The sequence below is a fragment of the Sphingomonas sp. SKA58 genome, assembly GCF_000153545.1.
GTDB lineage: Bacteria > Pseudomonadota > Alphaproteobacteria > Sphingomonadales > Sphingomonadaceae > Sphingobium > Sphingobium soli.
The window spans coordinates 1,513,944-1,532,507 of sequence record NZ_CH959306.1; the positions used below are offsets into that span (position 1 = coordinate 1,513,944).

The window sequence follows — 18,564 nt, forward strand, 5'->3', positions numbered from 1 at the left end:
ATTTAGTTAGCCTCGCCCTGAACCGGCTGGTCGACCGCCTGGCCGGGACCGCGCTTCGCGCCCTGCTGCTGCGCCGTTATTTGCTGCGGCGCACCAGGGCGAACCACCGTTCCAGGCTTGAGATTGACCAGGCCTTCCACGATCAGCTTGTCGCCGGGCTTAAGCCCATTGGTGACGATCCATTTGTCTCCGACCGCACGATCAACCTCCACCTGACGCATTTCGACCTTGTTTCCCTTGCCCACGACCATCGCCGTGGCGCGCCCGCGGGCATCGCGGCTGATGCCCTGCTGCGGCGCCAGGATCGCTGAATTGCGCCGTCCTTCGACGAGGCGGGCACGGACATACATGCCAGGAAGCAGCAGTCCATCGGGATTGGGAAAGGTCGAACGCAACGTGACCGCCCCGGTGTCCGGGTCCACGGTCACTTCCGAAAACTGGAGACGGCCCTCTATCGGGTATGTGCTGCCGTTGGGCAAGATCAGTTGGATGCGCGCACCATCAGCCTCGCTCACGCCACCTTTCTTCATGGCTTGCTTCAGGTCGATGATCTCGGCCGCCGACTGGGTCACATCCACATAGACCGTGTTCAGCCGCTGGATCGTGGCGAGCGGGTCGGACTGACCGGTTTGCACCAGCGCCCCCGCGGTAAAGAGCGAGCGCCCGATGCGGCCAGAGATGGGTGCGCGGATGCGCGTAAAATCCAGGTTGACCTGTGCCGCCTGTACCGCGCCGCGCTGCGCCGCAACATCGGCCCGCGCCTGCTGTGCGGTGGCCACCGCATTGTCATATTCCTGCTGGCTGACAGCATTGATGCCGACTAGGTCCTTATAGCGTTGCGCTTGCAAACTGGTCGATCCGATAGTCGCCTGCGCGCGCGCCAAAGCACCCTGCGCCTGTGCCAACGCCGCGCGATAGGGCGAATCTTCGATCTCGAACAAAACCTGGCCGGCGCGCACATAGCCGCCTTGCGAGAACAGGCTGCGGCGGATGACGCCATTGATCTGCGGGCGAACTTCGGCCGTTTCCAGCGCCGCCACACGGCCCGGCAGTTCATTGACCAAGGGGACAGATTGCGTGCTGACCGTCGTCACACCGACTGCGGGCGGCGGGGGCGCGGGCGGTTGGCTTTCACCACAACCGCTTAACGCCAAAGCCGACGCGCACGCCAGCAACCCGGTGAAAATCCCCTTTTGCATAGCCCGAATCCGTTTTTGCTTGATACCTGAGTACGGAATGAACGTTCATTCCGCTTGCTGCGCAGGTATGATCCTGCCACAGAAAGTTCAAGGCTCAAAAAGCCATTTGGGGGTAGAAGTGGTTGCAGTGCAGCATGAAGCGGACGGCAGGGCACGTATTCTGGCTGCGGCGCGCACGCTTTTTTCCGCCAACGGGTTTCATCAGACGTCCATGGCGCAATTGGCCAGCGCCGCTCAGGTGTCAGTCGGGCAAATCTATCGCCTGTTCAAGGGCAAGGAAGAAGTGATCGAAGCGCTGGTGCGGATCGACTCCGATGCATGGACTGCGCAGATGACCATATTGCGATCCCGGCTGGATGCGCATGAACTCTCTGCCGAACAAGCGTTCGAGGCCATGCTGCTCCATAGTACCGATGAAAAGGAAGAAGCGCTCTTGTTTGAAATCATGGCCGAGGCGTTTCGTAACGAGGCTGTGGGCAAGATGATCGGACAGTTGTGCATCGGATTTCGCGTTGTTCTGCGCGACTTTGCCTGCGTGGCAAATCCTGACCTGTCAGGAGAAGCGCTCGATGCAGCTGAAGAATTGTTGCTGGCATGCATGTTTGGCCTTGGCCATCGCACCCTGTCGCGTCCCAAGCTGCCAGCGGCCAGTACGGCGCGTCGGGCGGCGGAGACGATCGTCGCGGGGTTGAAGGCGATACACTAACGCCGCTCAGCGCAAACGACGGTAAACCTCTACGGTTTCCCGCGCGCACCTGTCCCAGCTATAGCGACCGGCGACCTCCAGCCCCTTGGCAATAGCGTGCCGTCGCCAGCTTTCATCCTCAAACGTCAGCTCCAAGGCCCGCGAAAATCCCGCAATATCCTCAGGCTCGACCAGCATCGCCGCGCCGCCAGTGACTTCAGGCAGGCATGACGCGTTCGATACGACGACTGGCACGCCACTGGCCATGGCCTCGACTGGCGGAAGGCCGAACCCTTCATAGACGGATGGATAAACGAACAGCGACGCGCCGGCATAGAGCAGCGGCAAATCTTCCTCCGGCACGAAGCCCAGATAACGCACCCACCCCTCGCGCGCCCCTTTTTCCATCAAGTCGCGAACGGCATCGCTCAGCCAGCCCGATCCGCCCGTCACCATCAGTGGCCAGCGGCTACGGACGGCAGCTGGCAGGTTTCGCCAGGCATGCAGCAATTGCGTGATGCGCTTACGCGGCTCGACGGTCGAAACACACAGCGCATAACCCTGCGGCGTCAGATCGTAGCGCGCCAGCGCAGCAGCGGTCGCATCGGCACCGCGCGGCTGAAACACCGGGCTCGCCGCCAGCGGGACGGCCGTGATCCGCGCCAGATCGAACCCCAGGAAATCAGCCACTTCTTGACGCGTCGTCTCACTATCGGTGATGATATGCGCCGCACGATCCACCGACAGGCGAAAGTAACGTTCGAACTGGGCCAGACGCTCGGCCGGGTGCGTTTCGGCGTAGCGGAACACCGACAGGTCATGCACGGTGATGACCCCGCCCTCACCGGCCGGTGGCAGGAAATAATTGGGCCCGTGGAACAGATGACTGCGCATGGTCGCGGCCTGTTTCAGGCGCACGGCCCATTGGTTGCGCTTGCGCAGCCATCGCAACGGCTTGTTCCCCCACAAGGGTTGCCGGCCATCCGTCAGCAACAGGCCGGGATCAGTGATCCACTGGCCGTTGCGATAAAAGCGGACGCTCTCGACATCCTCGATCAACGGCAAGCGCTGGGCCAGTTCCCAGCTATATCGACCTATGCCGGAAAGCCGCGGTTCCAGCGCCTCTACCGACAGGATGACCCGCACGCTCAACCCCGTCCGCCCTTCATTGCCCTGCCCTTCGCTTCCGGAGCCGTCGCCTAGTCGTCCAACACCGGCTGGAGCAAGCGGAAAAGCCCGTCACCGCCGTCTATTTGGCGGATACGCCTTCGGGCAGCACGATCACCGACCAGCTTTTGGCAGGCACCAGATATTTGACGGCCAGCGCCTGCAACTGCGCTGGCGTGACGCTCAGCATATCCTTGCCCATATTCTGCATTGCCTGAACATAGCGGGGATCATGCGTCGCCCCTTCCATCTGGTTCATCCAGAAAGCGTTGCCGGTGCTTGCGCGCATCAGCAATTGCTGCATCGGCGCGACCGCGCGCTGGAGTTCATCGGCGCTGACGGGATTGGCCGCCAGATCGGCCGCCGTCGCCTTCACCGCGTCGTAGAAATAGCTGATACGGTCCGGCCGCACCTGGCTCGTTACCAGGATATATCCGCCGCTTTCATAGGAAAATGGCCAGTTATTCTGGACGCTGGGCGAATAGGCCGCACCCTCGGTCGACCGTAGCTTGTCGAAAAGGCGGTCGTTGAAAATCTGGGTCAATATCTCCAGCTGGCGGCCCTGCTGTTGCAAATCGAAGCCGCCTGCCGTTGGCCACGCCATGACGGCGGCAGCCTGATCCTTGTCGCCTTCATGGCGCAGGACCACCGGCTTTTCGACATGGGCGGGAAAGCGCATCGCCTTGTTACTGGCCGGAACCGGCGTATCGCCGCGCGATGGCAAGGCGCCGAAGGTAGCGGCAACCGCCTTGATGGCGTCTTCGGCATCGACATGACCGAACAGCTGAACCTCGATCGGGCCCGAAGCAAGGATCGGCGCCCATGTTGCGCGGAACGCCTCGGGCGTCAGCGCTTCGATTTCGGCGCGGGACGGCGTGCGGAACCGCACATCCTTGTCATGCAGCAACCAATTGAGATCGCGTCCAAGCACCGAATCGGGCGCACGGGACATAGCGTCATAGGCAACCATGGCCCCCGTCTTGACCCGCGCGATCGGCGCGGGGTCCCAACCGGGTTCCCCAAGCTTGGCAGCAAACAGCCGCAACTGATCCTTATAGTCGGCCGGCCGCGTCACGGCCTGCATTTCGAAGGCGTCGTCGTCAGTTTCGAAATTCATCCCCATGCGTCGGCCGATCATCAGCTCGTCCAGTTCGCGCTGGCCCAGCTTGCCAATGCCGCTTGCCATCAGCGCATAGCCGCCGGCCCAGCTCGGCACGGGCTTCACCGGCGAAAAGGCCTGCTGACCATGACCGAAACGGACATTGATCCGGACCTTTTCCGGTTCGGCGTCATTGGCGAACAGAACCAGCTTGACGCCATTGGAGAAAGTGATCGTCTCCATGCCGGGCAAGCCCACCTGGCTGCGCGACACCACCGTGCCCGGCGCGCCGAGATTGGGCAGGTCATCCATCGTTACCGGCTTGTCCGACAGCCGCGCATTGGTCGCGGCCTTGACCGGGGCGGCAAGCGCGGCCGCCAGTCGTTCGTCCTGCCCCGGCTCGACCTTGCTTGTCACCAGCATTGCCCGGAACACCCCGGCGGAAAACAGCCGCTGCGTTGAATCGAGAATCTTTTGTGGGGTCATGGCGGGCTTGCCCGCGCGGAATATCTCGACAGCGGCCTGCGGGCTGACCGTCGTCTCGCGAATATCGACCGCGCTCACCAGGTCGGTTGCCTGTTTGGCCCCGGCTTCAGTCGGCGCATTTTCGACCTGTATGGCGAGCGCGGTATCGATCTGCGCATATTCGCGATCGATTTCCGCCTGGCTGGGCGGCGCTGCCTTTGCGTCCTCAATGATGGCCCGCACGTCGCGCAGCGCCTTTTGCCAGTCGTCATTGCTGGGTATGATCGACACGAAGGTACCGTCGGCGGATCGGCTGACGTCCTGCTGCTCGACGCTCGCCTGAAGGAAACTCCCCCCGCTCCGCGCCGCCTGTTCCAGCCGCCGGCTGACGATCTGCAACGCCAGCATGTCGGTCAGCTTGTCCTGATTATAGACGATCGTGTCGGCATGCGGGGTCCAGGGTCGCAGCCACGCCATGGTCAGGCTGACCGGCACACCCGGTTCCACGAAGACGCGCGTCGCCGGCGCCTTCGGGTCGGGTGCGCCAAAATCAGGGATCGCCGCCCCCTTTCCAGGCGCAGTCCAGTTACCGAAATTATCCTTGATCAATTGTTCGGCAATGGCCGGATCAATGTCCCCGGAAATTGCGATCACCGTGTTTTCAGGGCGATACCAACGCTGGTGGAACGCCTCCATCTTCGCCGCGGTCGCGGCTTTCAGCGTGTCGACCGTGCCGATCGGCGCATGTTCGGCCAGTGGCTGTCCGGCGAAGAAATGCAATCGATTGGCATCCGAGATGCGGCTTTGCGGACCGTCGCTCTCTCGCTTTTCCGCCAGCACGACCGCCCGTTCGGCATCGACCGAACCGGCGTTGATATTGGGTTCGGCCATCATCCCGGCCAATATCTTCATGCTTTCGGTCAAGCTGGCCTGCGTCGCCTGGGGCAGGTCGAGCGCATAGGTCGTGCCGGTGGGCGTTGTCTGAGCGTTGCTGTCGCTGCCGAAGGTGACGCCAAGACGTTGCCAGATACGCTTGGATTCGCCATCCGGCACATGGCGCGACCCCCGCATGGTGAGATGCTCCATATAATGAGCATATCCCTGCTCATCCGCGCGCTCCATGAGCGATCCGACGTCCATCCGCAGCCGGATCGAAACCTGCCCCGGCGGAACGCCATTGCGCCGCACCGCATAGCGCAGCCCGTTGGAAAGCGTGCCGAACCGCCATGCAGCATCGATCGGCACGTCGCTATTTTCATAGAGCCAGGGGCGGACCTGCGCCTTGCTCGCCCCCTGATCGACCGGTGTTGCGGTCTGCTGCGGCTGGGCCAGCGTCTGCGGCGCGCCGGCCAGCAACAGGGACAGGATGAGGAGCGAAGCGGCCGAACGGCGGGGGGAAAAACGCATAGGCGGTGAAGCCTAGCGGCTTTTTCCTGAACCACCACTGACAAAATAAGGAAAGGGAGGCGACTGAGCGCCGCCTCCCTTTCTTTCATTGCTGTTTAGCGCGCGCCGGTCCGCTGCACCGCACCCTTGTGCGCGCCCACCGCGCCACGCCGGCGCCGACGGAAAGGCTTCTTGGCCCCCGTGCCGTCGCCATCGCCACGATGCGCCTTGTCGGGGGTGCCGCGCTGCGCCTTCTGCTGGTCCTGATAGCGGCGCTGCCCTTCGGCGCGCTTGGCCTGCTGCGACGGGCTCTGGCTGGGGCCTTTGCGCTGCGGCGCGGGCTTGGGCAGGTTACGGACGGCTTCCAGGAAATTTTCCGGCAGCGGTGCGACGTCCAGCTTAACGCGTGTCGCCCGCTCGATCGCCTTGAGATAGGGCCGCTCATCATCGGCCACAAAGCTGATCGCCACGCCTTCCGCGCCCGCGCGCGCCGTACGGCCGATCCGGTGAACATATTGTTCGGGCACGTTGGGGATTTCGAAATTGATGACATGGCTGACGCCCGACACGTCGATGCCGCGTGCGGCAATATCGGTCGCCACCAGCAGCTTGACCTTGCCCTGGCGGAACGCCTGCAGAGCGGTGGTGCGCTGGCCCTGGCTCTTATTGCCATGGATGGCGAAGGCGTCGATGCCTGCCCCTTCCAAAAAGCGAACCACGCGGTCTGCGCCATGCTTGGTCCGCGTGAAAATGAGCGCGCGATCAATGTCTTCGGTTTCGAGCACGATGTGCAGCAACGCCTGCTTTTCCGCCTGATTGACGAATGTCGCCTGCTGACGCACGCGCTCTGCCGTCGTCGATTGCGGCGCGACGCTGACCTTGACCGGATCGTTCAGGAACTGACCGGCCAGCGCCTCGATCTCCTTGGGCATGGTGGCCGAGAAAAACAGGTTCTGCCGATCGGTCGGCAGCAGCTTGGCGACGCGTTTCAACGGGTGGATGAAGCCCATGTCCATCATCTGGTCCGCCTCATCGAGGACGAAGATTTCCGTGTCCTTGATGGTGAAGCACCGCTGGTCGATCAGGTCGAGCAGGCGGCCCGGCGTCGCCACGACGATATCCACGCCCTGACTCAGCGCCTTGATCTGCCGGTTGATCGGCACGCCGCCGAACACCGTTTCGACGCTCAGCTTGAGGAACCGGCCATAGTCGCGAAAGCTCTGCGCAATCTGCGCGGCAAGTTCACGGGTCGGCGACAGCACCAGCATCCGGCAACCGCGCACCGGCGTCGGCTTGGGGTTGCGCGCGAAATAATCGAGGCTGGGCAGCGCGAAGGCCGCCGTCTTTCCGGTGCCGGTCTGTGCGATGCCGCACAGGTCGTGGCCTTGCAGCAGCACCGGGATCGCCTTTTGCTGGATGGGGGTGGGCGCGGTGTATTTCTTGGCGGAAAGCGCCTTCAGAATCGGCTCTGACAAGCCCAGATCGGTAAATTCCATGATAGTCTCACATGTCGGCCAGCGCCGACCGTCCGTGACTGTCACAGAGAGGGCGCGAGGCGGGTTACGAAACGACCCGCGTGAAAAGGGAAGCCTCAAGCTTGGCGCAGGCTGGTCATTGGCCGGTCCCTTCCCGCTCGATAAGCGTCAGGGACGATCACGCTGCCAATCGCTATGGGCCTGTGAGAGCCGGTTGCTGCGCCGCAGCGCATATGCCTGCAACGCGCGCAAAAAGCAAGCGGCCACCAACCAGGCAGCCGCTCACCACAAGTTCAGGTGTTCAAAGAGAGACTTCGGCGTGCTTGCCCTTCATCTCTGAACGCACGTCGCCACCGAACATCATCTTGAACACGCCTTTCAGGGACATTTCCGCTTCCCAGATTTCAGCGGTGTTAAGGTCGAACCGCAGCATCAGAAGACTGGGATCATTCCGACCCTGCGGATACCAGGCCTCTACCTGCTTGGACCAGTAACGATCGATCACGGCCGGGTCTGTTTCCGGGGTCAGCGTGCCATCGACGCATGCGAACAGGTCATGATCCTTCGACGCATATTGCGCCATGGCCGGGCCGCCTGGTGCCAGCCGGTTGTCCTTGGACGTATAAAACCAGAAGGAATGATTGGCGTCCGGGTCCAACTGCGCAGTCATCGGCAGATTATGGTCCCGCGAACCCTGCAGGCCGACCATCAGAAACGGGCTTTCCGACAGTTGCTTCCAGAAACGTTCGCGGATTTCGGTCTCGGTGCTCATCGTCGCATCTCCTTCATATTTGCTACACTCAATCAACGGTCGCGGGCGAAGTTCCGACGGGTTGATCTTGCCGCAGCAAATCGCCACATGCGCACCATGCTGATCGAGACCGAACCGACGCCCAATCCGGCGACCGTCAAATTCATCCCCGGCCGCGTGGTCATGGGCGCTGGCACCCGCGATTTCGCATCCCCTGAAGAGGCCGAGGCATCGCCGCTCGCCAGTGCGCTCTTCACCTTGGGAGACGTCACCGGCGTTTTCTTCGGCGGCGACTTCATTTCCGTGACCATCGGCGAAGGGTCTGACTGGCGCGACGTGAAGCCCGAAGTGCTTTCCATCCTGCTCGAACATTTCTCCGCGAACATGCCTTTGTTCGTGGCCGGATCGGCAGGCGAAATCCATGTTCCGGCCGACGACGACGCCTTCGCCGAAAACCCCGAAGATGCCGAGATCGTGGATCAGATCCGCGAACTGATCGACACCCGCGTCCGCCCTGCCGTCGCCAATGATGGTGGCGACATCATCTATCGCGGGTTCGACAAGGGCACGGTTTACCTCAAGATGCAGGGCGCCTGCGCTGGTTGCCCATCGTCGTCGGCGACGCTCAAGAACGGCATCGAGCAACTGCTCAAACATTATGTTCCCGAAGTGACGGAAGTGCGCGCGGTCTGATGCCGCAAGGCCATTTGGCAAATCGCCCAGGATCGACTAACCGCTAGGCGAGTCCGCATCTGGCGGATGCTGAACGGGAGTATTCCTTGCGCCTGCTGGTGATCGACACTGCGACACAGGCTTTGTCCGTGGCGCTGCTGGAGGACGGCACGCCTGTCGGGCGATTTCACGAGATTGTCGGTCGCGGCCATGCCGAGGCGCTTCTGCCGGCTATCGCTGCCTTGCCTGACGGAGGACGCGCCGATGCGATCGCCGTCGATGTGGGGCCGGGCAGCTTTACCGGCGTGCGGATCGGTATCGCCGCCGCCCGTGCCCTGGCTCTGGCCTGGGGCGTCCCGCTTCACGGTTTCAGCGCGCCCTCGATCATTGCGGCCCAGGCGGCGCTCAGCGATCATCAGGGCGGCCCCATTGTGGTCACCATCACCGGCGGGCACGGCGAACTATTCTGGCAATGCTTCGATGCCGATGGCCGCACCCAGCATGGCCCCATCCGTTCGACCCTGATTTCGGACCTGGCGCGACAGATTGAAACGCCCTTTATCTACGGCACCGGGGCCGAGACGCTGGTCACGGAACGCGGTGCCGGCACAGCGGTCACCCTCTATCCCGACGCCAGCGCATGGCCGCTGATCGAGGCTCTGCCAGGCCTGCCGCCCTCCCCCATTTATGGCCGTGGCGCAGACGCGAAGACGATTGCGGAGCGCGCCCTGCCATGATGCCCGGCCTCTCCCTTGACCTGCACGAAGGTGCGGATCGCAACGCGATGGCCGACACCATGGACGTGATGACTGCGGCCTTCGACCCCGTTTTTGGCGAAGCCTGGACCTTGCCGCAATTGGCGGGGGTGATGATCATGCCTGGCACCTGGCTTACGGTTGCGCGGCTCGACGCCTCGCCGCTCGGCTTCGCCCTGGTGCGGTCCGTTTTGGATGAATGCGAATTGCTGTTGCTGGCGGTCGCGCCGCTCTGGCGCGGGCGCGGTATCGGGGAAACATTGCTGCGGGACAGTTTACGCACGGCGCGTCGGCGCGGCATCACATCGATGAATCTTGAAGTACGCGCGACGAATAACGCCATTCAACTCTATGAGAAAATTGGGTTCGAATATGTGCATCGCCGCCCGGGTTATTATCGCGGCAGTGATGGTCAATTATATGACGCCTTAAGTTTTCGCATCGATATGGGCATTTGAAGCAATTGATGGTTGCGCAAACCCCATGTGAAGATTAGGCGACGCAATACCGCTCCTGAAAACATTCCGTCGGGCGGGTCGCATCACTGTATAAATTGGCAGGAAACAGGACCATGGAAACCGAATCCGCGCAGAACGAACTGCTTATCACCTTGACCTCTGACATCGTTGCCGCGCACGTCTCCAACAATAGCGTTGCGGTTTCGGATGTGTCGTCGCTGATCCAGAATGTTCACGCCGCCCTGTCCGCGCTCAACCAGCCCGTCGAAGCGCCCGAGGTCCGCCCCGAACCCGCCGTGTCCATCCGCGCGTCGATCAAGCCCGACTATATCGTCTGCCTTGAAGACGGTAAGAAGCTCAAGATGCTCAAGCGTCACCTGATGACCCATTATCAGATGACGCCGGAAGATTACCGCGCCAAGTGGAACCTGCCCGCCGACTATCCGATGGTTGCGCCTAACTACGCCGAACAGCGCCGCAATCTGGCAAAGAAGATCGGCCTTGGCACCAAGCGTCGCCGCACCCGCGGCAAGTAATCACACCGCGCCAGCGCGACTTTCCCGGAAAGGGGTGCATCGGCCGATGCGCCCCTTTCCCGCATGGGTAAAAGGCGCTAGGCTATGCCCGACTTTTCGCCTGAATCCAGTAAGCGAGCCTGCATGAACCGCAAAATTGACGTCGAAGCCCTGTGTCATGAAAAGGGGCTGCGCATCACAGAGCAGCGCCGGGTGATTGCCCAAGTGCTCAGTGACGCGTCCGATCATCCCGATGTCGAGGAATTGCACAAACGCTCCGCCACTATCGATCCGGGCATTTCCATCGCCACCGTGTATCGCACCGTACGCCTGTTCGAAGAGGCCGGCATCCTGGAACGCCATGATTTCGGCGACGGTCGCGCCCGCTACGAAGCGGCGCCAGAATCGCATCATGACCATTTGATCGACGTCGAAACCGGCAATGTCATCGAATTTGTCGACCCGGAACTGGAACAGTTGCAAAAGCAGATCGCCGAAAAGCTGGGTTTCCGGCTGGTCGATCACCGTATGGAGTTGTACGGCGTCGCGCTCGACCGCAAGAACTGACAGGATCGCGCCCCTGCGCTGCGCTGGCCGCCTTTTCCTGCTGGCCAGTGCCCTGCTGCTATGCCTCATCCCTCATCTCGGCTGGCGCCTGGCCGGCCGGCGCTCGCCTTGGCCCTCACGGTTTCTGGGGCTCGCGGCGCGCGCGATCGGCGCGCGGATATCTCTCGACGGTCGACCGGCCGGCGGCGACATTTTCCTGCTCGCCAACCATGTCAGCTGGATCGACATTCTTGCGCTGGGCGGGGCCACCGGCACGGCCTTCGTGTCGAAAGATGGCGTAGCACGATGGCCCGTCGTTGGCTGGCTGGCGGCGCAGAACAACACGGTCTTCGTTTCGCGCGAACGCCGCGGCGGCCTGTCGGGGCAGATGGACGCGCTCCGATCGGCCTTGATGGGGCATCAGCCGGTCACGCTCTTTCCTGAAGGCACGACCGGCGACGGCACCACGCTCTTGCCGTTCAAGCCCACCCTGCTGGCCGTATTGCTACCGCCGCCGCGCCCTGTGATGATCCACCCGGTGCACATCGACTATGGCGCAGCCGCCCCGGACATCGCCTGGATCGGTGACGAACCCGCGGTCGACAACGTCCTGCGAATTCTGCGACGCAAGGGCCGATTGCCGATGACGATTCGCTTTCTAGCGCCCTTCGATCCGGCCAAATGCGCGGATCGCAAGGCGATCGCCGCGCTGGCGCGAGACCGGATCGCCGCCAGCATCGCCGCGCATCACCACTCTTCCGCTCCCCCCTTGCCGCCTGTATAGCTGGACCGCATGAATCGTAACGACGCCCCCCGAAATCCTGCGACAACCGCGCCCACGACATTTCACGTCAAATCCTTCGGTTGCCAGATGAACGTCTATGATGGCGAGCGCATGGCCGAAATGCTGGGCACGCAGGGCATGACCCCGGCTGCCGAGGGCACGGACGCCGACCTCGTCATCCTCAACACCTGCCACATTCGTGAAAAGGCGGTGGACAAGGTGTATTCCGACATCGGCCGCCTGACCCGCGACGATGGCAGCCGTCCGATGATCGCCGTCGCCGGCTGCGTCGCACAGGCCGAAGGCAGCGAGATCCAGCGCCGCGCGCGCAATGTCGACATCGTGGTGGGGCCACAGGCCTATCATCGCCTGCCCGATCTGATCGACAAGGTCGGTCGGGGCGAAGCGGCGGTCGATACCGACATGCCGGCGGCCTCCAAATTCGGCGCACTCCCGGCGCGCACCAAGCAGGCGCGCCCCACCGCCTTCCTTACCATCATGGAAGGGTGCGACAAATTCTGCACCTATTGCGTGGTCCCCTACACACGCGGTGCGGAGATCAGCCGCAGTTGGAGCGCGATCGTCGATGAAGCCAAGGCGCTGGTCGATGGCGGCGCGCGGGAAATCACCCTTCTTGGCCAGAATGTGAACGCCTGGACCGGGGAGGATGACAAGGGCCGGGCACAGGGCATGGACGGACTGGTCCGTGAACTGGCGAAAATCCCTGACCTGCGCCGCATCCGCTATACGACCAGCCATCCCAATGACATGAGCGATGGCCTGATCGCGGCGCATGGCGACATCGACAAGCTGATGCCCTTCCTGCATCTCCCGGTGCAGGCGGGCAATGACCGCATCCTAAAAGCGATGAACCGCAGCCACAGCGCCGACAGCTATCTGCGCATCATCGAACGGGTGCGGCAGGCGCGCCCCGACATCGCCATTTCCGGCGACTTCATCGTCGGCTTCCCCGGCGAAACGGATGCCGAATTCGAAGATACGCTGCGCATCGTCGAACAGGTGCGCTACGCCCAATGCTACAGCTTCAAATATAGCCCCCGCCCCGGAACGCCAGCCGCCGACATGGATCACCAGATACCGGCAGCGGTCATGGACGAACGGCTTTCGCGGCTTCAGGCCTTGCTCAATCGTCAGCAGGCCGAATTCAACGCCGCGACCGTAGGGCGCACCACGCAAATCCTGCTGGAGCGCAAGGGTCGGCACCCCGGCCAGCTCATTGGCAAATCGCCCTGGCTCCAGTCGGTCGTCGTGACCGCGCCCGAGCTGTCGATCGGCGATCTGGTCAACGTCGATATCATCAGCGCCGGACCCAATAGCTTGGCTGGCGAAACCGTGAGGAGGAAGGCCGCTTGATCCATCGCACCGTCGTTCCCGCAAGGACGGGGACCCATCTCCGGGCCGTTCCGCTAGACGCTTGGTTTGGAAGATGGATGCCCGTCTTTGCGGGTATGACCGTGCAAGGGAGAGGTTGACCTATGTCGAAAAAGCCGCATCACAGTCCGCGCCCCGACATCGCCGAGCGCGCCCGTCTGGAAGTCACTTTCGATAAACCGCATCTGCTGGGCGCGCTGTTCGGGCAATATGACCAGAATCTGGTCGCCATCGAAAACCGCCTGGGTGTCTATATCGCCGCGCGCGGCAACAAACTCCAGATCGAGGGTGAGGCCGAAGCCGCCGCCCGCGCCCGCGACGTCATGACCGGCCTCTACAACCGGATCGTCGCCGGGCAGGAAATCGATTCCGGCGCGGTAGAGGCGGTGATCGCCATGTCCGCCGAACCGACGCTCGACGGCATCATCCGCCATGACGTCGCCGAACCGCCCAAGGTGATGATCCGCACCCGCAAGAAGACGATCGTGCCGCGATCAGCGACGCAGGTCACCTATATGGAGGCGTTGACCCGCAACGACATCATCTTCGCCCTCGGCCCGGCAGGCACCGGCAAGACCTATCTCGCGGTCGCGCAGGCCGTCAGCCAGCTTATCACCGGCAGCGTGGATCGCCTCATCCTTTCCCGCCCGGCGGTGGAAGCGGGCGAGCGGCTGGGCTTCCTGCCCGGCGACATGAAGGACAAGGTCGATCCCTATCTGCGCCCCATCTACGACGCGCTCTATGACACGCTGCCGGCCGAACAGGTCGAACGGCGCATCGCGAGCGGCGAGATCGAGATCGCGCCGCTCGCCTTCATGCGCGGGCGCACCTTGGCCAACGCGTTCATCGTGCTGGACGAGGCGCAGAACACCACCATCGCCCAGATGAAGATGTTCCTGACCCGCTTTGGCGAGGGCAGCCGCATGGTCATCTGCGGCGATCCCAAGCAGGTCGACTTGCCGCAGCCGGGGATTTCCGGCCTCGCCGACGCGGTCGCCCGCCTGCATGGCGTGGAAAGCATCGCCATGGTGCCATTCGGCATCGGCGACGTGGTGCGGCACCCGGTCGTCGGCCGCATCGTCCAGGCATATGAGGGGCCGGATGCTTGATCTGATCCCTACACCGGTCGCCCGGATTGAGGGACTGAGCGTGTCGACAGCTGTGTATCGAAGGGCAGGCGCGCACCCCATCCTTCGATACGCCGCTTCGGCAAGCTCAGCGGCTACTCAGGACGAACGGACACATAACTCATGATCGACGTCGCCCTCCTCCACGAAACCGGCTGGCCCGACGCGGACTGGCAATCCCTCGCCGATCGCGCCGTCACCGCCGCGATCGCGCACAGCCCCTATGCCGGCTTCGCAGCAGCACCCACACATTATGAAATCGCGGTGAAGCTGACCTCCGACGAGGAAGTGCATGGCCTCAATCGCGCCTATCGCGACAAGGACAAGCCGACCAACGTCCTGTCCTTCCCGATGGTGCAGGACGATCTGCTCCAGGCCACCGCCAACACCGACGATGGCGAGGTGCTGCTGGGCGACATCGTTCTGGCCGAAGGCGTCTGCGCCGCCGAAGCCGCCGACAAGGGCATCAGCATCTTGGATCATGCCACGCATCTTATCGTTCACGGCACTTTTCATTTGCTGGGATATGACCATATGGACGACGCAGAAGCCGAAGCGATGGAAGCGCTGGAAATCGCCGCGCTTGCGTCGCTGGGCCTGGCTGACCCTTATGGGGACCGCAACGATATTTGATGAGGCGTTTTTCCTGCAAGGTCGCTAAGGCCGATCGCGAAACGCTTCGAACAGGGGACTAGGACGACCGATGGCTGAAGGCAGCCCCAAGGATGGCAACGCTTCCAAGGAAGCGGACAGTAGTAACGAAGGCGGCTTATGGAGCGGCATCAAGTCGCTGCTATTCGGTGAGAATGCAGAAACCAGCCTGCGCCAGGAACTGGAAGAAGCGCTCGACGAATATGATGAGGAAGATGAAGAAGATCATCCGCCGGTGAAGGGCGACCTGTCCGCCATCGAACGGCAGATGTTGCGCAACCTGCTGCACTTTTCCGAACATACGGTCGATGATGTCGCCGTGCCCCGCGCCGACATCGTGGCGATCGAAGAGACGGCAAGCTTCGCAGACCTCGCGGCGCTCTTTGCCGAAGCTGGCCACAGCCGCATCCCTGTATACCGGGAAAATCTCGACACGATCGTGGGCATGATCCACATTCGCGACGCCTTTGCCATCCTGGCCGGCAAAGCGCCGGCGCCCGACACGCTTGCGCCCCTGATCCGTCAGCCGCTCTATGTGCCTGAAAGCATGGGCGCACTGGACCTGCTTGCGGAAATGCGCGCCAAGCGGACCCATCTTGCCATCGTGCTTGACGAATATTCCGGCACCGAAGGGCTGCTGACGTTCGAGGATCTGGTCGAGGAAATCGTTGGCGACGTCGAGGACGAGCATGACGACGCGCCCGAAGCGATGCTGGTGCCGCTGGACGATGGCCTGTGGGACGCTGATGCCCGCGCTGAACTCGACGATGTCGCCGAAGAAATTGATGCCCGCCTTGGCGATGTGGAGGAAGATGTCGATACGCTGGGCGGTCTGGCCTTCGTGCTCGCCGGCCGCGTGCCCGAGATGGGCGAGATTTTGGACCATCCCGAAAGCGGCTGGAAACTGGAAATCACCGCCAGCGACAGCCGGCGCGTGACGCGCCTGCGTCTGCATCCCCCCGTGGCGCTGGAGCCGGAAGCGGAATGACGACGCCGCCCTATGTAACGCTCCGTTGAAAATCTGGCCACATTGCGAGACAGTCGCGAAATATTAAGCCGTCGCGGCTAAATTTTGCCGATGCGGAACGAACGACAGCGATTTTCTGGCCTGGAACGCGCGGACATGCTGTTCGCCGCGCCATGGAGCGGGTCGGAAAAGCTGTTGCTTGCCCTCCTGTGCCTGCTCACACTCTTCTTCTGCCTCGTGACGCCCCCCTTCCAGGCGCCGGACGAAAATCAACATTATATGAAGGCGTTGGCGATCAGTCAGGGGGATGTGCTGACGCAGCAGCGTGGTCCGGCGATCGGCACGACATTGCCACGTGCGGCGCTGGACATCCATCGCATCGACTTTCCCACCGACGTGCCCGCCACGGTGCGGGTGTTCGACGTGGATCAATTGCGACGGAGCGCCGCCGCCGACGCGAGACGCACCGGGACTGACTTTGCCGATTTCCCCAATGTCGCCAGCTATGCGCCCACACTCTATGTGCCAGGGGCCTTGGGTCTGGCGGCGGCCAAGGGGCTGGGCCTGTCGTCGCTTGGCACCTTCTATGTCGGACGCCTCGTCAACGCGCTGACCGGCCTCGCCCTGCTGATCGCCGCGCTGCAACTGCTACCTTTCGGCCGTAATGCGCTGCTCGTCACCGCCTTGCTGCCGACCTTCGCCTACCAGACGGGCTCACTTTCTCCCGATGCCGTCATCAACGGCCTTGGCTTTGTGGGCCTGGCGCTTGCCCTGCGGATCGGGTTCATGGGCTCGGCGCCGGCTCGCTTGGTCGGACTGCTCCTCACCGGACCGTTGCTGGCCCTGTGCAAGGGCGTCTATCTGCCGCTCATGGCCGCAGGCCTTCGCTGGCCGACACGACGCAATCCCCGCCAGTGGCTGATCCTCGGCGCGATGGCGCTGGGCGCGATCGCCTTCCTGGGCTGGATGCACTATTCCGGTGGCAGCCAGGCGCTTTACCATATCCAGTCGCGCAAAACCGGCGAGACGATGATGACCGCGCCACTGGGCGATCAGCTTGCCATGATCCTCGCCTCGCCAGTTGGTTATGTCCATATCCTCGTCACCAGCGTCATTGAACGCGCGCCGGTCTATGCGCTTCAGATCGTCGGGCGGTTCGGCTGGAACGCGATCCTCCTGCCCCTGCTCGCCTATCCGCTCGCCGCGCTGATGCTGGCTGCCGGGGTGGCGACGGGCTCGGCCGCGCGCTTTGGCCTGGGGCAGCGTATCTGGTGGCTTGCTGTCGCCCTCGGTGTCGCGCTGCTCGTAGAAACCGCTATGTATCTGACTGGCACGCCGCTCGGCGCGGATTATATCCAGGGTACGCAGGGGCGCTACTTCCTGCCGGTGCTGCCGCTGGTGCTGATTGCGCTGTCGCCGGCGCGCGCTGTCATCGGCGCGCACAGGCTGCTCATCTGGACGGCGATCCCCTTATCGCTGATCGCCGCGACCAGCGCCTTCGACAGTTTCTGGGTCCACGGCTTCATTACCAGCGATGGAATGCCTCCGCACGGCAGCATCGCGCGCGCGCTGCTGCTTCCCTCCCCGCGCTGGTAGCCAGATCGCGCAAAAGGCTAGCCAGCCCAGCCCCTCGACCCAGCCGGCCAGTACGTCGCTGGGCCAATGGACCCCCAGCCAGACGCGGCTAACCCCGATCAGCAGGATTGCGACCGCCGCGCCCCAATAGGCGCCACGCCGCCCGGCGAGCATCGCCAGCGCGCCGAAAAACATCATGTTCCCCGCCGAATGGCCGCTTGGAAAGCTGTATGTGTGGACGATATCGAGATGCGGCAGCAAGTCCGGGCGCGGCGCGGCAAAGGCCTGTTTCAACGCCAGGTTGAGCAGCGTCCCGACCGCCATCATGCCCGCCAGCCACATCGCGGATCGCCGATAGCCAGCCCAGATGAGCGGCGCCAGCACCACCGCCAGCATGGTGATGCGCCCCAGCGTGCCACCGATGGCAGACGCCAGCCGCATCACCATCGTCACCGTGCCGCCCGGCCCGGTGTCCCGCCCTTCGCCCGCCAGCGTCATCAGCCCGACATTGATTTCGTCCAGCCATCCGAAACGCTGCCCGAACGCGATCAGCAACACGCAAAAAAGCGCGAGAGCCAAAGCTCCCGCGCCTTTTGTCACTGATCGCCGGTCAGATATGAAGCGCGCGCCCATAGGCCGCGAGCACGCTTTCATGCATCGATTCCGAAATGGTCGGATGCGGGAACACCGTGTGCATCAGTTCCGCCTCGGTCGTTTCCAGCGTCTTGCCGATGGTGTAGCCCTGGATCATCTCGGTCACTTCCGCGCCGATCATGTGGGCGCCCAGCAATTCGCCGGTCTTGGCGTCGAACACCGTCTTGGTGAAGCCTTCCGCTTCGCCCAGCGCGATCGCCTTGCCATGCCGATGAAGGCGGAACATGCCGACCTTCACTTC

17 protein-coding genes and 2 pseudogenes are annotated in these 18,564 nt (G+C 62.9%); 12 read left to right on the forward strand and 7 right to left on the reverse strand.

Going from position 1 to position 18,564, the window contains the following annotated elements; translation table 11 throughout:
- Nucleotides 1–2 precede the first annotated feature (2 nt).
- Nucleotides 3–1,199 carry an efflux RND transporter periplasmic adaptor subunit gene (locus SKA58_RS07870; RefSeq protein WP_009821863.1) on the reverse strand — a complete coding sequence of 399 codons (1,197 nt, stop codon included), beginning with the start codon at nucleotides 1,197–1,199 and terminating at the stop codon, nucleotides 3–5.
- 118 nt (nucleotides 1,200–1,317) lie between these two features.
- On the opposite strand from SKA58_RS07870, the gene SKA58_RS07875 reads away from it, so the two are divergent.
- A complete protein-coding gene (locus SKA58_RS07875) occupies nucleotides 1,318–1,905 on the forward strand; it encodes a TetR/AcrR family transcriptional regulator (RefSeq protein WP_037542287.1) in 588 nt (195 codons plus the stop codon).
- A gap of 6 nt (nucleotides 1,906–1,911) precedes the next feature.
- Here SKA58_RS07875 and SKA58_RS07880 read toward each other — a convergent pair whose 3' ends face one another.
- The 4 genes from SKA58_RS07880 to SKA58_RS07895 all read right to left on the reverse strand — a co-directional run bounded on the left by SKA58_RS07880 (nucleotide 1,912) and on the right by SKA58_RS07895 (nucleotide 8,248).
- On the reverse strand, nucleotides 1,912–3,030 hold the full coding sequence (locus SKA58_RS07880; protein WP_037542289.1) for a glycosyltransferase family 4 protein: 1,119 nt from the start codon (nucleotides 3,028–3,030) through the stop codon (nucleotides 1,912–1,914).
- 103 nt (nucleotides 3,031–3,133) lie between these two features.
- Complete coding sequence (locus tag SKA58_RS07885; RefSeq protein WP_009821866.1) at nucleotides 3,134–6,022, reverse strand: M16 family metallopeptidase; 2,889 nt, start codon at nucleotides 6,020–6,022, stop codon at nucleotides 3,134–3,136.
- 95 nt (nucleotides 6,023–6,117) lie between these two features.
- Complete coding sequence (locus tag SKA58_RS07890; protein WP_009821867.1) at nucleotides 6,118–7,497, reverse strand: DEAD/DEAH box helicase; 1,380 nt, start codon at nucleotides 7,495–7,497, stop codon at nucleotides 6,118–6,120.
- Between the two features lie 280 nt (nucleotides 7,498–7,777).
- Nucleotides 7,778–8,248, reverse strand: a complete 471-nt coding sequence (locus SKA58_RS07895) for a pyridoxamine 5'-phosphate oxidase family protein (RefSeq protein ID WP_009821868.1) — start codon at nucleotides 8,246–8,248, stop codon at nucleotides 7,778–7,780.
- Nucleotides 8,249–8,344: 96 nt separating this feature from the next.
- Here SKA58_RS07895 and SKA58_RS07900 point away from each other — a divergent pair, with 96 nt between their 5' ends.
- The 11 genes from SKA58_RS07900 (at nucleotide 8,345) to SKA58_RS20320 (ending at nucleotide 17,690) form a co-directional block, all read left to right on the forward strand.
- Nucleotides 8,345–8,920 carry a NifU family protein gene (locus SKA58_RS07900; RefSeq protein ID WP_037542746.1) on the forward strand — a complete coding sequence of 192 codons (576 nt, stop codon included), beginning with the start codon at nucleotides 8,345–8,347 and terminating at the stop codon, nucleotides 8,918–8,920.
- 86 nt (nucleotides 8,921–9,006) lie between these two features.
- Nucleotides 9,007–9,636, forward strand: a complete 630-nt coding sequence (gene tsaB, locus SKA58_RS07905) for a tRNA (adenosine(37)-N6)-threonylcarbamoyltransferase complex dimerization subunit type 1 TsaB (RefSeq protein WP_009821870.1) — start codon at nucleotides 9,007–9,009, stop codon at nucleotides 9,634–9,636.
- Nucleotides 9,633–10,112: a GNAT family N-acetyltransferase gene (locus tag SKA58_RS07910; RefSeq protein WP_009821871.1), complete on the forward strand. Its 480-nt coding sequence runs from the start codon at nucleotides 9,633–9,635 to the stop codon at nucleotides 10,110–10,112. The genes tsaB and SKA58_RS07910 overlap by 4 nt, the downstream gene beginning before the upstream one ends.
- A 113-nt stretch (nucleotides 10,113–10,225) precedes the next feature.
- Nucleotides 10,226–10,648 (forward strand): MucR family transcriptional regulator, encoded by a 423-nt coding sequence (locus SKA58_RS07915; RefSeq protein WP_009821872.1) that lies wholly within the window; start codon nucleotides 10,226–10,228, stop codon nucleotides 10,646–10,648.
- 123 nt (nucleotides 10,649–10,771) lie between these two features.
- Nucleotides 10,772–11,194 (forward strand): Fur family transcriptional regulator, encoded by a 423-nt coding sequence (locus SKA58_RS07920; RefSeq protein ID WP_009821873.1) that lies wholly within the window; start codon nucleotides 10,772–10,774, stop codon nucleotides 11,192–11,194.
- A gap of 4 nt (nucleotides 11,195–11,198) precedes the next feature.
- Entirely contained in the window at nucleotides 11,199–11,957 is a 759-nt protein-coding gene (locus SKA58_RS07925; protein ID WP_037542748.1) for a lysophospholipid acyltransferase family protein, read from the forward strand.
- Between the two features lie 9 nt (nucleotides 11,958–11,966).
- Nucleotides 11,967–13,331 (forward strand): tRNA (N6-isopentenyl adenosine(37)-C2)-methylthiotransferase MiaB, encoded by a 1,365-nt coding sequence (gene miaB, locus SKA58_RS07930; RefSeq protein WP_037542291.1) that lies wholly within the window; start codon nucleotides 11,967–11,969, stop codon nucleotides 13,329–13,331.
- 122 nt (nucleotides 13,332–13,453) lie between these two features.
- Complete coding sequence (locus tag SKA58_RS07935; RefSeq protein ID WP_009821877.1) at nucleotides 13,454–14,458, forward strand: PhoH family protein; 1,005 nt, start codon at nucleotides 13,454–13,456, stop codon at nucleotides 14,456–14,458.
- 141 nt (nucleotides 14,459–14,599) lie between these two features.
- Nucleotides 14,600–15,109 (forward strand): rRNA maturation RNase YbeY, encoded by a 510-nt coding sequence (gene ybeY, locus SKA58_RS07940; RefSeq protein ID WP_009821878.1) that lies wholly within the window; start codon nucleotides 14,600–14,602, stop codon nucleotides 15,107–15,109.
- 70 nt (nucleotides 15,110–15,179) lie between these two features.
- Nucleotides 15,180–16,115: a hemolysin family protein gene (locus SKA58_RS07945; RefSeq protein ID WP_009821879.1), complete on the forward strand. Its 936-nt coding sequence runs from the start codon at nucleotides 15,180–15,182 to the stop codon at nucleotides 16,113–16,115.
- 90 nt (nucleotides 16,116–16,205) lie between these two features.
- The gene (locus tag SKA58_RS20320; protein ID WP_009821880.1) at nucleotides 16,206–17,690 is read left to right on the forward strand and encodes a DUF2142 domain-containing protein; all 1,485 of its coding nucleotides are present in this window, start codon (nucleotides 16,206–16,208) and stop codon (nucleotides 17,688–17,690) included.
- A 48-nt stretch (nucleotides 17,691–17,738) separates the two neighbouring features.
- Here SKA58_RS20320 and SKA58_RS19410 read toward each other — a convergent pair.
- Both SKA58_RS19410 and SKA58_RS19415 read right to left on the reverse strand, forming a co-directional pair.
- Nucleotides 17,739–18,323: pseudogene (locus SKA58_RS19410) on the reverse strand (phosphatase PAP2 family protein); the annotation flags it as partial.
- Nucleotides 18,280–18,564 (reverse strand): annotated as a pseudogene (locus tag SKA58_RS19415) (dihydrolipoyl dehydrogenase); the annotation flags it as partial. The pseudogenes SKA58_RS19410 and SKA58_RS19415, both read right to left, overlap by 44 nt.